Source organism: Bacillus sp. JJ1764 (assembly GCF_036962145.1).
In the GTDB taxonomy this organism is placed as follows: domain Bacteria; phylum Bacillota; class Bacilli; order Bacillales; family Cytobacillaceae; genus Neobacillus.
Map to the genome: position 1 here is coordinate 1 of NZ_JBALNY010000182.1, position 13,860 is coordinate 13,860.

General features: G+C 37.8%; 16 protein-coding genes. 12 read left to right on the forward strand and 4 right to left on the reverse strand.

Annotated features, from left to right (window positions below):
* The 5 genes from ptsP to V7083_RS20660 all read left to right on the forward strand — a co-directional run.
* A partial coding sequence (ptsP, locus tag V7083_RS20640; protein WP_335481461.1) for a phosphoenolpyruvate--protein phosphotransferase occupies nucleotides 1-1,513 on the forward strand: 1,513 nt, incomplete at its 5' end.
* A 113-nt stretch (nucleotides 1,514-1,626) separates the two neighbouring features.
* Entirely contained in the window at nucleotides 1,627-2,412 is a 786-nt protein-coding gene (locus V7083_RS20645) for an SDR family oxidoreductase (RefSeq protein ID WP_335481463.1), read from the forward strand.
* Nucleotides 2,413-2,494: 82 nt separating this feature from the next.
* Nucleotides 2,495-2,959 carry a hypothetical protein gene (locus tag V7083_RS20650; RefSeq protein WP_335481465.1) on the forward strand — a complete coding sequence of 155 codons (465 nt, stop codon included), beginning with the start codon at nucleotides 2,495-2,497 and terminating at the stop codon, nucleotides 2,957-2,959.
* A gap of 107 nt (nucleotides 2,960-3,066) precedes the next feature.
* Nucleotides 3,067-3,945 (forward strand): NAD(P)-dependent oxidoreductase, encoded by an 879-nt coding sequence (locus V7083_RS20655; RefSeq protein WP_335481467.1) that lies wholly within the window; start codon nucleotides 3,067-3,069, stop codon nucleotides 3,943-3,945.
* A gap of 74 nt (nucleotides 3,946-4,019) precedes the next feature.
* Nucleotides 4,020-4,199 carry a hypothetical protein gene (locus V7083_RS20660; protein ID WP_335481469.1) on the forward strand — a complete coding sequence of 60 codons (180 nt, stop codon included), beginning with the start codon at nucleotides 4,020-4,022 and terminating at the stop codon, nucleotides 4,197-4,199.
* A 25-nt stretch (nucleotides 4,200-4,224) separates the two neighbouring features.
* Here V7083_RS20660 and V7083_RS20665 read toward each other — a convergent pair whose 3' ends face one another.
* The 4 genes from V7083_RS20665 to V7083_RS20680 all read right to left on the reverse strand — a co-directional run bounded on the left by V7083_RS20665 (nucleotide 4,225) and on the right by V7083_RS20680 (nucleotide 7,868).
* Entirely contained in the window at nucleotides 4,225-5,382 is a 1,158-nt protein-coding gene (locus V7083_RS20665; RefSeq protein WP_335481471.1) for an aminotransferase A, read from the reverse strand.
* A 29-nt stretch (nucleotides 5,383-5,411) separates the two neighbouring features.
* Nucleotides 5,412-5,891, reverse strand: coding sequence for a YkyB family protein (locus V7083_RS20670; protein WP_335481473.1), 480 nt, complete (start codon nucleotides 5,889-5,891; stop codon nucleotides 5,412-5,414).
* Between the two features lie 117 nt (nucleotides 5,892-6,008).
* Nucleotides 6,009-6,878, reverse strand: coding sequence for a metallophosphoesterase (locus tag V7083_RS20675; protein ID WP_335481475.1), 870 nt, complete (start codon nucleotides 6,876-6,878; stop codon nucleotides 6,009-6,011).
* A gap of 156 nt (nucleotides 6,879-7,034) precedes the next feature.
* On the reverse strand, nucleotides 7,035-7,868 hold the full coding sequence (locus tag V7083_RS20680) for a C39 family peptidase (protein WP_335481477.1): 834 nt from the start codon (nucleotides 7,866-7,868) through the stop codon (nucleotides 7,035-7,037).
* 142 nt (nucleotides 7,869-8,010) lie between these two features.
* Here V7083_RS20680 and V7083_RS20685 point away from each other — a divergent pair, with 142 nt between their 5' ends.
* The 7 genes from V7083_RS20685 to dapD all read left to right on the forward strand — a co-directional run bounded on the left by V7083_RS20685 (nucleotide 8,011) and on the right by dapD (nucleotide 13,812).
* The gene (locus V7083_RS20685; protein WP_335481479.1) at nucleotides 8,011-9,222 is read left to right on the forward strand and encodes an EAL domain-containing protein; all 1,212 of its coding nucleotides are present in this window, start codon (nucleotides 8,011-8,013) and stop codon (nucleotides 9,220-9,222) included.
* Nucleotides 9,223-9,297: 75 nt separating this feature from the next.
* Nucleotides 9,298-9,534, forward strand: a complete 237-nt coding sequence (locus V7083_RS20690) for a hypothetical protein (RefSeq protein WP_335481481.1) — start codon at nucleotides 9,298-9,300, stop codon at nucleotides 9,532-9,534.
* Nucleotides 9,535-9,760: 226 nt separating this feature from the next.
* Complete coding sequence (locus V7083_RS20695; RefSeq protein WP_335481483.1) at nucleotides 9,761-9,997, forward strand: YkuJ family protein; 237 nt, start codon at nucleotides 9,761-9,763, stop codon at nucleotides 9,995-9,997.
* Nucleotides 9,998-10,100: 103 nt separating this feature from the next.
* The gene (cbpB, locus tag V7083_RS20700; protein WP_335481485.1) at nucleotides 10,101-10,547 is read left to right on the forward strand and encodes a cyclic-di-AMP-binding protein CbpB; all 447 of its coding nucleotides are present in this window, start codon (nucleotides 10,101-10,103) and stop codon (nucleotides 10,545-10,547) included.
* 63 nt (nucleotides 10,548-10,610) lie between these two features.
* The gene (locus V7083_RS20705) at nucleotides 10,611-12,119 is read left to right on the forward strand and encodes an MDR family MFS transporter (RefSeq protein WP_335481487.1); all 1,509 of its coding nucleotides are present in this window, start codon (nucleotides 10,611-10,613) and stop codon (nucleotides 12,117-12,119) included.
* A 31-nt stretch (nucleotides 12,120-12,150) separates the two neighbouring features.
* Nucleotides 12,151-13,032 carry a LysR family transcriptional regulator gene (locus V7083_RS20710; RefSeq protein WP_335481489.1) on the forward strand — a complete coding sequence of 294 codons (882 nt, stop codon included), beginning with the start codon at nucleotides 12,151-12,153 and terminating at the stop codon, nucleotides 13,030-13,032.
* Between the two features lie 69 nt (nucleotides 13,033-13,101).
* Nucleotides 13,102-13,812, forward strand: coding sequence for a 2,3,4,5-tetrahydropyridine-2,6-dicarboxylate N-acetyltransferase (gene dapD / locus V7083_RS20715; protein ID WP_335481491.1), 711 nt, complete (start codon nucleotides 13,102-13,104; stop codon nucleotides 13,810-13,812).
* Nucleotides 13,813-13,860 lie beyond the last annotated feature (48 nt).

The window sequence follows — 13,860 nt, forward strand, 5'->3', positions numbered from 1 at the left end:
AGATAAAGCAGCTATTTTTGAAGCGCATCTTCTTGTCTTAAGTGACCCTGAATTAAATTCCCCAATCGAGGATAAAATCCAATCCGAAAAAGTAAATGCAGAATCAGCGTTAAAAGAAACAGCAGATATGTTTGTTATGATGTTTGAACAAATGGACAATGAGTATATGAAGGAACGTGCAGCTGATATTCGTGATGTCACAAAGCGCGTGTTATCTCACTTACTAGGCGTCCAATTACCGAACCCAAGCATGATCGCAGAAGAGGTTATTATTGTGGCAGAGGATTTAACTCCATCAGATACTGCACAATTAAACCGAGATTTTGTGAAAGGTTTTACAACTAATATTGGAGGCCGTACTTCACATTCTGCCATCATGGCACGTTCGTTGGAAATCCCTGCTGTTGTAGGAACGAAATCAGCTACTGAGGAAATCAATAATGGTGACCTTGTCATTGTTGACGGATTAAAGGGAGAAGTACATATCAATCCGACACCTGAAGTAGTGGCACAATATCGTAAAATCCATGAAGATTATGAAACTCAAAAAGCAGAATGGGCAAAATTAGTGAATGAGCCTACTGTATCTGCAGACGGTCACCATGTTGAACTAGCTGCAAACATCGGGACTCCAAATGATTTAAAAGGTGTTATTGCCAATGGTGGCGAAGCAGTTGGATTATATCGTACCGAGTTCCTTTATATGGGCAGAGACCAGCTTCCAACAGAAGAGGAACAGTTTGAGGCGTATAAAGCTGTTTTAGAAGGAATGAACGGTAAACCAGTTGTTGTCCGTACACTGGATATTGGCGGAGACAAAGAGCTCCCATATTTGGAATTACCTAAAGAAATGAATCCTTTCTTAGGCTTCCGTGCGATTCGTTTATGTTTAGAAGAGCAGGGAATCTTCAGAACACAACTGCGTGCATTGCTGCGTGCAAGCATCTATGGTAACTTAAAAATTATGTTCCCAATGATTGCAACTCTAGATGAGTTCAGGGATGCAAAAGCCATTCTTGAAGAAGAAAAACAAAACCTTCAAGCAGAAGGTCAAAAAGTATCTGACAAGATTGAACTCGGAATCATGGTAGAAATCCCTTCAACTGCGGTACTTGCTGACCAATTTGCTAAAGAAGTTGACTTCTTCAGTATTGGTACCAATGATTTAATTCAATATACTATGGCTGCTGACCGTATGAATCAACGTGTATCCTATTTATATCAGCCTTACAGCCCATCTATATTAAGATTGGTTAAAATGGTTATTGATGCGGCCCATGCTGAAGGAAAATGGGCAGGAATGTGTGGAGAAATGGCAGGAGATGAAACAGCTATTCCTGTTTTACTAGGATTAGGACTTGATGAATTTTCCATGAGTGCTACTTCTATCTTAAAAGCACGTTCTTTAATCAAGAACTTGAACAAAGCAGATATGGAATCATTAGCACAAAAGGTGTTAAATATGCAAACGACTGGACAAGTTGTTGAAGCTGTTAATGCAGCAATTAAATAACGTTTTTACCTATTAAAGAACCGATTTCAATTATCGGTTCTTTTTTTCTAAGTTTTCACTCTATTTATTGTATAATATAGAATAGTGCTAAGTAGAGAGGGGTTATTATACTTATGGATTTGAATTTAAAAGGTAAAACAGCTTTAGTTGCCGCATCAAGCCAGGGATTAGGCTTTGCGATTGCCGAACAATTAGTGAGAGAAGGGGCAAACGTCATGATTTCTGGACGTGAAGAGGACAAGCTCCTGAAAAAGGTAAAGGAATTAGAAGCGATTGGTCCAGGAAAGGCTGCCTTTCAGACAGCAAACATAACAAAGGTAGAGGATCTTAAACAGCTTGTTACCAAAACTGTAGAAAGATTTGGTAGTATTCAGTTACTGGTTAATAATGCAGGTGGGCCGCCTGCTGGTTCATTTGAGGACTTGAATGATGAGGCATGGCAGGCATCGTTTGAATTAAATTTATTATCCTATGTTCGCTTAATAAGAGAAGCATTACCCTACTTAAAGCAGCACGGCGGTAAAATCCTAAATATCGCTTCCTCTTCTATTAAAGAACCGATTCCGGGATTAATCCTATCGAATACTTTCCGGACTGGTATTATCGGTCTTTCCAAGACTCTTGCTTCTGAATTGGCTTCCTATAATATTTTGATAAATACTTTAGCACCTGGCAGAATTGCCACGGATCGCGTTAAACACTTAGATCAAATTAATGCTGACAGACAAGGTGTCTCCATTGAGGCCATTGAAGCACAGGTTAAAGCAGGAATACCGTTAAAGCGATATGGAACACCAGAGGAATTTGCGAGTGTCGCTGTTTTCTTATTGTCAGATGCCAATTCCTATATGACAGGAAGTGCATTTCTCGTCGACGGAGGAATGGTAAAGTCAATCTAGAACTTTTCCCCTCAATTAACCTCCATTAACGTTTATTACCAATATTTTTTGTCTATGGTAAACATATAAGGGAGGGTTAAACATGCAAAAAAATATTCGAGTAGCGTTGGTTTTGACTGTTACAATGTTAATGAGTGGCTGTGGAATGTTGATTTCAAATGAGTTAATTGTAAATAGGTATGCAGATACCTTACTAACAAAAAATAATGAACTTCAATTTCGGTTTCGGATTAATGATGAACTTTTAGAAGGAACCCAATCATTATACAAAGTAAAGATCACCATCCATGATGAAAAATTAGCTGCCGCAATTGGTAAGTCGGAAATCATTTATGGTGAAGACCAAGTACGCAACGGCGAATATTTGGATGTGGGTGAAAAAGATGAAAAATATATTTTTATGGACCCGATACCATTAAAAAAAGATTTACATATTCATGAACTTGAGACGATGATTGAGAAGAATCATGCGGTTTCGATTGAAGTCTTTAATAATGAAGAGGTATTTGGCCGAGTTTATCTCACTAATTTTTCATCAGAACTATAGAAGAATCTTGTTGACCGGGGCCACAAGTGGTTCCGGTATTTTTTATAAAATTAGAATTATTTTAGTGCTAAAATTAAAAAAGATTATACATATAGGGAGGATGCAAGATGCTTACGAAAGAGAATACTGTTATTGGGTTTATCGGCACAGGTGTAATGGGGAAAAGCATGGCGGAACATTTATTGAAAGCTGGATACCCGTTGGTGATTTATTCAAGAACTAAAGAAAAGGCAAATAGTTTATTGGAAAGTGGCGCGAAATGGGCCGATACTCCAAAAAAGGTTGCAGAGGAAGCAAACGTTGTATTTACCATTGTGGGTTATCCGGCAGATGTGGAAGAAGTGTATCTTGGTGAAAATGGACTAATCACAAATGGGAAAACTGGGAGTATTTTCATTGATATGACTACTTCTTCACCGACTTTAGCTATTAAAATCCATGAGGAAGCGAAAAAAAATGGTATTCAGACACTGGACGCTCCTGTTTCAGGTGGTGACATAGGGGCAAGAAATGCAACACTCTCTATTATGGTTGGTGGTGAAGTGGAAGCGTTTGGTGCCGTTCAGCCACTTCTTGAGTTGCTGGGAAGTAATATCGTTCATCAAGGGAAGCCAGGCGCTGGACAGCATACAAAAATGTCAAACCAAATCGCCATTGCAACCAATATGATTGGGGTTTGTGAGGCAATCATCTATGCAGAAAAAGCTGGACTGGATCCTGAAAAAGTGCTCAAAAGTATCACCTCAGGGGCTGCCGGCAGCTGGTCATTAAGTAACCTTGCACCTAGAATGCTGCAAGGAAATTTTGAACCGGGCTTTTATATTAAGCATTTTATTAAAGATATGAAGATTGCCCTAGACGAGGCTGAACAAATGGGGATGGAGGTTCCAGGGTTAGAGCTGGCCAAATCACTTTACAGCCAGTTAGCGGAAAATGGTGAAGAAAATAGCGGCACCCAGGCACTATATAAATATTGGAAAAATTAAGTGCAACCCCTCTAGAATAAATTTCTCCTATCAAAAGGAAACTATGATTGTTACTTAGATAGGAGGAGTTTTTTATGGCAAAAAGGACTAAAAAAAATGATGCAAAACAAAAAAATAAAAAAGGTTTTGATTCTGCGGTATTAAATGAAGAATTTGCCCATGAAATGGGTTCGGCTGCAACCAATAAAATCCACAAAGACAAGGCCAAAAAGGTTAAAGCAGCAAAAAATAATGGGAAGTACGAAGGACAATAGAACCCTCACATTGTGAGGGTTCTTTTTAACTGTCTATATTTTTTATAAACTGTTCAATTCGATTTAGTCCAAGTTCAAGAGTTTCCATGGAACAGGCAAAGGAAAGGCGGAAATACCCTTCTCCATATTCAGAAAATGCGCTGCCAGGAACAACAGCCACTTTGGTTTCATGAACCAGCTTTAGGGCAAAATCAAAGCTATTTAATGAAATAGTATGTGGAATTTTAACAAAGAAATAAAAAGCGCCATCCGGTTTGACTGCTTCAAGTCCCATTGAACGTAAGCGATCAACCACATAATCTCTTCGCGATTGATACTCTTTTTTCATGGAGAGGGCATCATCAATTCCAATCGTCAAGGCCTCCAAGGCTGCTTTTTGAGCAATAGAAGTCGCGCAAGAAACATTATATTGGTGAACCTTTAACATATGTTTCGAAATGTTTTCTGGAGCAAACAAAAAGCCGATTCTCCATCCTGTCATAGAATGAGACTTTGAAAGACCGTTAATAACGATGGTCTTACTTTTTAAAAATGTGGCAATGGATTGATGTGGGCGATCATAGGTGAGCTCACTATAAATCTCATCTGCAAGAACAAATATATCTCTTTCTTGTAAATAATCGGCAATTTCTTTTAACTCTTCACCGGTAAGGCTAACCCCTGTAGGGTTTGATGGATAGGGAAGTACGATACATCGCGTCTTTTCGGTAATATAGGGTTTCATTGCTTCCAATGTAAAACGGAAATTAGTTTGGCGTATATCAACATGGATCGGAACAGCTCCCATCATACGGATAATCGGTTCATATCCAGGATAGATAGGCCCTGGCAGGATCACCTCCACCCCTTCCGACAAAATGGTTCTAAAGGCTATATCGATGGCTTCACTTGCTCCTACCGTAACAATTACTTCTGATTCGGCTTTATAATGCAAATTATATTTTTTAGCAACGAAATTACATGCAGCTTGTCTTAATTCCATGGTGCCTGCATTATGAGTATAAGAAGTAAAATCCTCATTAATAGCGTTAATTCCTGCTAGTTTAACATGTTCAGGTGTGGGGAAATCCGGTTGACCAATTGTAAATGAAATGAGGTCATCGAGGTCGGCCACCATATTAAAAAATTTACGAATTCCTGATATTTCAATCTCTTTTATTCGTTGATTAATGAAATGCTCCAACTCTTGTCCTTCCTCTCTATGTTGGTAAATTAACTATATCGTTCTCCTAATTTCTTGAAAACTGGCTTTTGGTATCGCTGTTGATTTTTCTGATTAGGTGCCGATTGTTTTTCCAATTCGGTAAAACCTGTATATCTTTGTAATAAGGTTTTAGCTGTATTTAAAGATAGAACCGCTTTTGGATTCCTTACATGCCCATCCAATTTCCCAAGATGAGGAAGATCATGAAAATCCGTTTTAGCTGGCGGGATATGGAATAAGTAGTTGCCGCATTCAACTAATACATCAGATTGCTGTTGACTGTTCCGTGGATTTTCTGAAAAATGGAGACCTATTTTTCGAGCTTTACCTTCTTCAATTAATTTTTTTAATGCTTCTTGTTTTAATTTGTATAAAAACTTGGGGTTTGGTGCCGTTTTGGCATGCCGATTCACAATAAAGACGGCTTGTGAGAGGTTATCGATGGTTAAATTCAGGTTTTTATGGGGATATTTCTGGTCGGGATTCAAAATAGAAACTCCTTTCAAATTTATAAGAATTAATTTTTATTATACCTTTTTTTCTTGAAAATAGAAACAAAGTCGCAGGAATTGAAAAATCCTTATCATTTTCGGAAGATAAGGATTTTAAAAACTCCTAAGGGTGAAGACGGTTAATTCCGGTTTTGCCATAAAGCGAAATGGAAGACGTGTTGTCCCTAACCCCCTATTGACATAAAGCATCAATGGTTTATTATTTCCAATCTTATACAGACCTTCCTGATAAATTCTTGCAAATGGCGGAATCACAAGGGCACCCAAAAAGGGGATTTTCACTTGTCCACCATGACTGTGTCCGCTCAACTGCCATTGAACCGGATATTGTGAAGCGTCATCAGCTACATCGGGAGCATGGGATAAAAGAATAGAAAATGTATTAGAAGGCACATTTTTTAATGCTAAAGGCAAATCAGGCCTACCAAGCATTCGATCATCAATTCCAGTCAAATAAATTTTACTGCTTCTATCATAGTGAATTGGAACTGATTGATTTAACAGAACAGTAAATCCAGCAGACTCCATAATGTCACGATAGATTTCTGAACCATAGCCGCCATGATCGTGATTTCCATAAATACAGTACTTTCCAAGGGGAGCATGTAATTTTTGTAAAATGGACCTCAGCTGATTAATCTGCATGAATTTGTTTGGCTCGTCCATTAAATCTCCAGTAAATAGAATAATATCTGGTGCAAAATCATTTATAGTACTCACTAATTCGTTCAATTGATGCAAATTATATTGAAAACCTAAATGGGTATCACTAAATTGAACGATTTTTTTGCCATTGAACCCAATAGGAATGAGTGAATGGGACATCTCCAATTGGTTGATCTCAAGCATTGAAGGCTCGATTCGATGAGCATACACATACCCTACGGAACTAATCCCCAGAAGGGTAAACATGGTACCGACTATTCGTTTTATAAATTTTCTCCTCGTTAATGGTTTAGTCATTTTTATAATCATTCCTAATTTTATTTACCCCAATTGTAATTGTCGTTAATTTATCTCATGTTTGCAAGAGAAAAAGGAACTTTATTAGTGTTTATTCAAAAAAAAAGGAAAGATACCTAAAAAAGCAGCCTAAAATCGGCTGCAAAAAAGGAACTTTTACTTATAACTGACTGCTCTGGACTGTAAAGCATGCCAGGTTGAGATGAATCGCCTTTTATCAACCTTAACATGTTTTCGTCCTGAAAGCGGGTCATTGAGATACACATATTCGGCATCATAACCAACCAGTAACACTACATGAAGATCCAGCGGTGTTTTAATTTGCTCCTTTCCGTGATTCCAAGCTTCCCAACGATCAGGAAGTCGAAAATCACCGGTGGTCCAAACAACTACAGGGAAGCCATTTGAAACATGCTGCAAAATCTGCTCAAATGGCTGTCCGGTTAAGTTGACCGCACGGCCTGGAAGCTTTTGATTAATTAAATTAATCATCGGTTTATCGAAAACAGCATATCCTGGGCGCCTCCCCGTCATATCACCGACAAAGCCACTTGCTGGATTGCCCCAATGCAGAATATCACCAGTTGGTGATTTTACAAGAGAATCCGGATCCTTTTCAATGGCGTGGTACAGATCCATTTTGTTTGTCGGTACTCCAGCATAGTGAAGCATCATTGCAAGACTGGTCACTTCACAGCCAAACTTTAATTCAGGATTTTGACTTATTAAAACTACATCAAGTAAGGTATGCCCCTTAAGAGGTGACTTGGTGGAATTCTCTATTTGCTCATTAGGAACCTCTTTGTTAATCCGATGATTTAATGGTAGATCTAAACCACGTTGAGTATAACTCTTTTCTGAAGCAGTTTCATTTTTTCTATCATTCCTGAAAGGGCTTTCTACTGTAACATTTTCTAAAGGCTCCTTTGCTTCGAAATGATTACAACCAAACACAGGCAGAATGGAAGCAATTAGGCAAAGTTTTTTCAAATGAAGTACCCTCCTTAAGAAGAGCTTTCTTTATTGTGCGACGGTTTCATCCGCTCTATATTGGTATCCTGTTGGCAAATAATAAGCAGTGGTTAGGAGGGGTATGGTATAATGAGATAAATTTGAAAATGGAGGTACTTAAATGGATGCATTGGAAATCTTATCAGATTTACAGAATGTTTTTCCTTATTTCCAGCCGATTTTTAGTGCCGATGAACAGCGTGTTATAGCCTATGAGGTTTTGGGAAGATATCAATCTGATGAGGAGATCATTAGTCTTGGTCCTTTTTTTCTGGATGACCAAATTCCGGATGAATATAAATATGAGGTAGACTTAATTATCGTTAAAAGTGCTTTAGAAAAAGCATTATTGACTGATGAAGATGTTTGTTTTTTTCTGAATCGAAATGCTGAACTTCTTATGTATGAACACGGGGAGCCGTTTTTACAGGAATTACTGGCATTTGAAAAAAGAGGTTTGAATTTAAGTCGGATTGTATTAGAGATCTCAGAGCAAAAGTACAGTGGAAATTTGGGTCAATTCGATAATCTTTTGCAATATTACCGAACATATGGAATGAAGATTGCGATAGCTAGACTGGATAGTGAAAGCCGTATTTTTGAGCGGATTGGCAAATTGGAACCTGATATCCTTAAAATTAATTTGGAGGCACTAAAATCAACCTCAACAAGAACGAACTTTAATGATATATTATATTCACTTTCTTTACTGGCCAGAAAAATCGGTGCAACCTTGTTATTTGAGAATATTGAAATGAGTTATCAACTGCAATTTGCTTGGAAGAATGGTGGCCGCTATTATCAAGGTTTTTATTTACACCCGCCAGAGGCTGATTTTATTGATCGTGATTTTTTAAAATGTAGATTAAAGGAAAAGTATCATGATTTTATTTCCTATGAGAAAAAAAAGCTGGAAACCGTTTATCTAACTGCTGAATTTTTTCAAAATAAAGTCCAGGAAATTATTATGAAAAACAAAAAGGCTAATTATGAAGACTTGCTTCAAGTTATTGGAAAGGAAATGGATCAAATAGCCTTTCGAATGTATATATGTGATGAGGATGGGTTTCAAAAATCAGCAAACTTGTATAAGGGAAAAGAAGGTTGGTATTCACAAGAGGAATATCTCCATAAAAATTGGAGTTGGCGTCCCTATTTTTTAGAGAATATTATAAAGATGCGAAATGAACGTAAGGGTATTTTATCTGATTTATACTGCGATATTGAAACGGGAGAAAACATCCGGACATTTTCATTCCCGATTAATGGAGAGGATTATCTCTTTTTTGATATTTCCTATCAATATCTTTTTGAACATGATCAATTATTGTAATAATTCACCTGTATAGAATATGGATGCCCGTGGCAATTTAAGGGTAACTTTTTGATGTTGAGAGGAGTTATACTCATGAATCTTTTTGAAATGACTATTGCCATTCTCATTGCAGGCATTCTTGCGATTTCGCTTATCTATACTCTTGCTGTTGGCAGACAACAAAAAACAGTTGAAGGTGAGATGGATACCCAATTGGCAAAGCCAATTCAGAAAAATGTTTATATAAAAAATCCAATTTTCCTGTCTTATGGGATCTTTTTTGCCTTGGTTTTATTTATCATCCTGTTTATTGCGGTTACTTTTTATTAATGGTCTCGAGCGTAATTGGAGGCCATTTTTTGTTTTTTGATGAAAAAAAAAGGCTTTTTCTTAAATTTTGTTTGGACAAATAGATACTGTTAATTTATTCTTTTTATATTGGCATCTAAATGAATGGTGTTTCCATATGGTGGAAATGCTCCTTTTGGATAGAATATTGCCAAATAGGAAACCTAAAAGTAGAAAGCTTGTTTTTGGTTGAAAGGAGTAGGAGCAAATGTCACAGCTTCAAGGAATATTAACAAGGTTAAAAAACCTTCAAGAACAATCTAATAATGGTGAACCCACTCAGAGGTATTTCGAGGTTAATGGAGATAGAAAATGTCAGGTAACTTATCATCCAAAAACTGAGACATATGAGTTAGAAGTGTATTTCGAAAAAGAAAAACCAAAACGTTATCAATTTGATAATATTGATATGATTACCATTGAAATTTTTGACTTAATCCAATAGGGACCTTTCAGGTTCCTTTTTTTCATATCATTACATTATACATACCAACTTGAACTATGATAGAATAATCATGAAATAAATCATACATGAGGAGTTTTCGGAGATGATCAATCTTCCAAGCGGGGAATTTTTGAAATTAACGATTAAAGAACTAATGATTCCATCTGAGCGGGTTGCACATGTACAAGTGGGGAATAATCTTGAGCATGCCTTATTGGTATTAACAAAAAGCGGATATACAGCCATACCTGTCTTAGATCCTCACTATAAGCTACATGGGTTAATAAGCACTCCAATCATAATGGATTCCATTCTCGGGCTTGAAAGAATTGAGTTTGAGCAGCTTGAAAAAAAACGAGTGGAAGAGGTTATGAAACAATCTATACCTCGGGTCACTTTGTCTACTCCCATTAATAAGTGCTTAGAATTATTAGTTTCTCAACCTTTTCTTTGTGTGGAAACGGATGATGGATTTTTTGAAGGTATTTTACCAAGAAGTACTGTGCTAAACCAGATCAATGGATTGTTGAGAAGAATGAATGGTAAATAAATCTAAGCAGCTCCCGTTATGGGGGCTGTATTTTTGAACAAAAGGTTCTGAGGGGGTGGATGTATGGTAGAAGTAAGCAATCAAGGAGCAATGGGAGCACCCAGAAAGCAAACAAAAAGGTCTTTTGTATTGGCTGCAGTTATGTTGGCTATGTTTATGGGCGCCATTGAAGCAACCATCGTTTCGACGGCTATGCCAGCCATTGTTGCAGATTTAGGGGGATTTAAACTTTATAGTTGGGTCTTTTCAGCCTACCTTTTAATGAACTCTGTTACAGTATTGATATACGGAAAACTTTCAGACCTTTTTGGAAGGAAGCCTATTCTTACAATTGGAATCAGTTTCTTTTTAATAGGATCCATTCTTTGCGGGTTTGCCTCTTCCATGAAAATGCTGATTGTTTTTCGGTTAATTCAAGGATTTGGGGCAGGGGCGGTTACCCCAATTGCCACTACGATTGTTGGTGACATATACACTACGGAGGAAAGAGCCAAGATTCAAGGTTATTTATCGAGTGTGTGGGGAATTTCTGCAGTTACAGGGCCTGCAATTGGAGGGTTGCTTGTTCAATACGTTAGCTGGAGATATGTTTTTTGGATTAATGTCCCGTTAGGAATATTATCTTTAATTGGCTTATGGATGTTTTTACATGAAAATATCAGAAAGAAGCTGCATGAAATAGATTATATAGGGGCAGTGCTGATCACGATTGCCATTTCTTCAATCATGTTTGTCCTGGTCGAAGGGGGAGTTCACTGGTCGTGGGGCTCTTGGCAGATCATAGGTTTACTTGCAGCAGTGGTTCTTTCATTAATTGGGTTTATTTATCAAGAGGGTCGGGCAAAAGAGCCGATTATGCCGTTTTCAATCTGGAGACAGAAATCTATTTTTATTGCGAACATAACCTCGTTAACAACAGGTATCATGTTAATTGGTATTTCTAGCTTTTTACCAACGTTTGTACAGGGAGTAATGGAGCAACCCCCTATCATTGCTGGTTTTACTTTAACAACTATGTCAATTGGTTGGCCAATTGCCTCGGCACTCTCCGGGAAAATGCTTAACACAATTGGATATCGAAAAACTTCCTTGATTGGTGGCGTATTCTTAATCATTGGCAGTGTAACGTTCGTAACAATGACCGCTTCGGTTGGTCCGGTCTGGGCAGCGATTGGTTCTTTTTTCATAGGTGTTGGTATGGGACTAACCTCTACTGCTTTTATTGTTTCAATTCAGAGCACGGTTAGCTGGGAGCAGCGGGGAATTGCCACCGCAGCTAATATGTTTATGCGAAATTTGGGAAATACCATTGGTGCAGCTTTGCTTGGAGGAATATTAAATAATCGATTAACTCAATATTTAAGTCAGCATGATCGGTCACTGACCGTCAATGACACAAATCTTCTCCTAAAAGTAGCTGATCGGGAAAAACTGTCCAATGCAATCCGAAATATCTTGCAGGACGGTTTGACCCTTTCCTTGCATTATGTATATGACGTAGTCCTTGCTTTTTCAGTTTTAAGCTTATTTCTAATCTTATTTATACCGAAATCAAACAACAGCTCTGTGTGATGATCACAGGGCTTAATTAGAAGGTGTCAACATGTCCTCCCTATCTGAATTTCAATTATTATCTGTTTTGGCTCAGGAAATGAATATGAGAAAGGCTTCTGAGCGTTTATTTGTATCACAGCCCGCCCTTTCTCAACGGCTTCAAACAATAGAGAAAGAATGGGGAGCAAAATTGTTTATTCGCTCACAAAAAGGGCTATCTCTTACCCCTGCGGGAGAGCATGTAATCGGTTTTGTTAATGAAGTGCTTAAAAAGCAAGAAAAAGTCCGTGAAACAATTTATTCCCTGCATGAAGGGGTTTCAGGTACGTTAAAAATAGCTGTTGCTTCTATTGTTGGACAAAACTGGCTGCCACAAGTGTTGAAAAAATTTATTGATAAATATCCACAGGTGAAAATTTCATTAGTAACAGGTTGGAGCAGTGAAATTTTGCATTCCTTATATGAGGATCAAGTACATGTTGGTATTATTCGTGGTACTCCAGATTGGAAGGGGGTAAAGGTCCATTTATTTCATGACCCGCTTTATTTGGTGGATCGGGAAATTACCCGCCCTGAGGAGGTATTGGAAATAGATCGGCCGTTTATCCAATTTAAAAGTGATTCAAGTTATTATCAGGAGATACAGGATTGGTGGATGATGAACTTTCACACATCACCAAAACGTACAGTTGTGGTAGATCAAATTGAAACATGTAAACAAATGGCATTTAACGGAATTGGCTATGCGATCCTGCCTGGCATAACCATAACGAAGGCAGAAAAAGGGATTTTTAAGATTCCGTTGGTTAATGAAAAAAATGAGCCACTTAAACGTGATACATGGCTGCTGGGTTATGAATCTGCATTCCAATTAAAACAGGTACAAGCCTTTGTTGAGGTGGTGAAAGAGCATATATCCGATTCTGATTAATCCAGTGCTTTTTCTCTTGTTTTCATTGCTTTTGTCTGATAAAGTATTTTTTAGTACATAATAGGGGGTATTTATTTAATGGATGCATACGAAATTATTTCCTTTATCCAAAATAGTAAAAAAACAACTCCGGTTAAGGTATATGTAAAAGGCGATCTATCAGGGATTGACTTTGGTGCCGATACAAAAACCTTCATAAATGGCTCTACTGGCGTTGTTTTTGGAGAATGGTCTGAGATTCATGCAATTCTAGAAGAGAATAAAGCGAAAATTGAAGATTATGTGATTGAAAATGATCGTCGTAATTCTGCCATTCCTTTATTGGATACAAAAAATATTAATGCTCGTATTGAGCCGGGTGTCATCATTCGTGATCAGGTAGAAATCGGTGATAATGCTGTCATTATGATGGGGGCCGTTATCAATATTGGTGCCGTTATCGGTGAAAAAACAATGATCGATATGGGCGTCGTACTTGGTGGAAGAGCAACTGTAGGAAACAACTGTCATATCGGGGCTGGAACTGTCTTAGCAGGTGTGATTGAGCCTCCTTCAGCTAAGCCGGTTATTGTGGAGGATGATGTTTTGATTGGAGCTAATGCAGTCGTTCTTGAAGGGGTTACGATCGGAAAAGGTTCGGTTGTTGCAGCTGGAGCAGTTGTAACTCAAGATGTAGCTCCTTACACAGTTGTGGCTGGTACACCGGCTAGAAAAATTAAAGACATTGATGAAAAAACCAAGTCTAAAACTGAAATCATGCAGGAACTTAGACAATTATAAGATCGTAGAAGCGTGGAATTGTCCACGCTTCTTTAATATAGGCTGTGT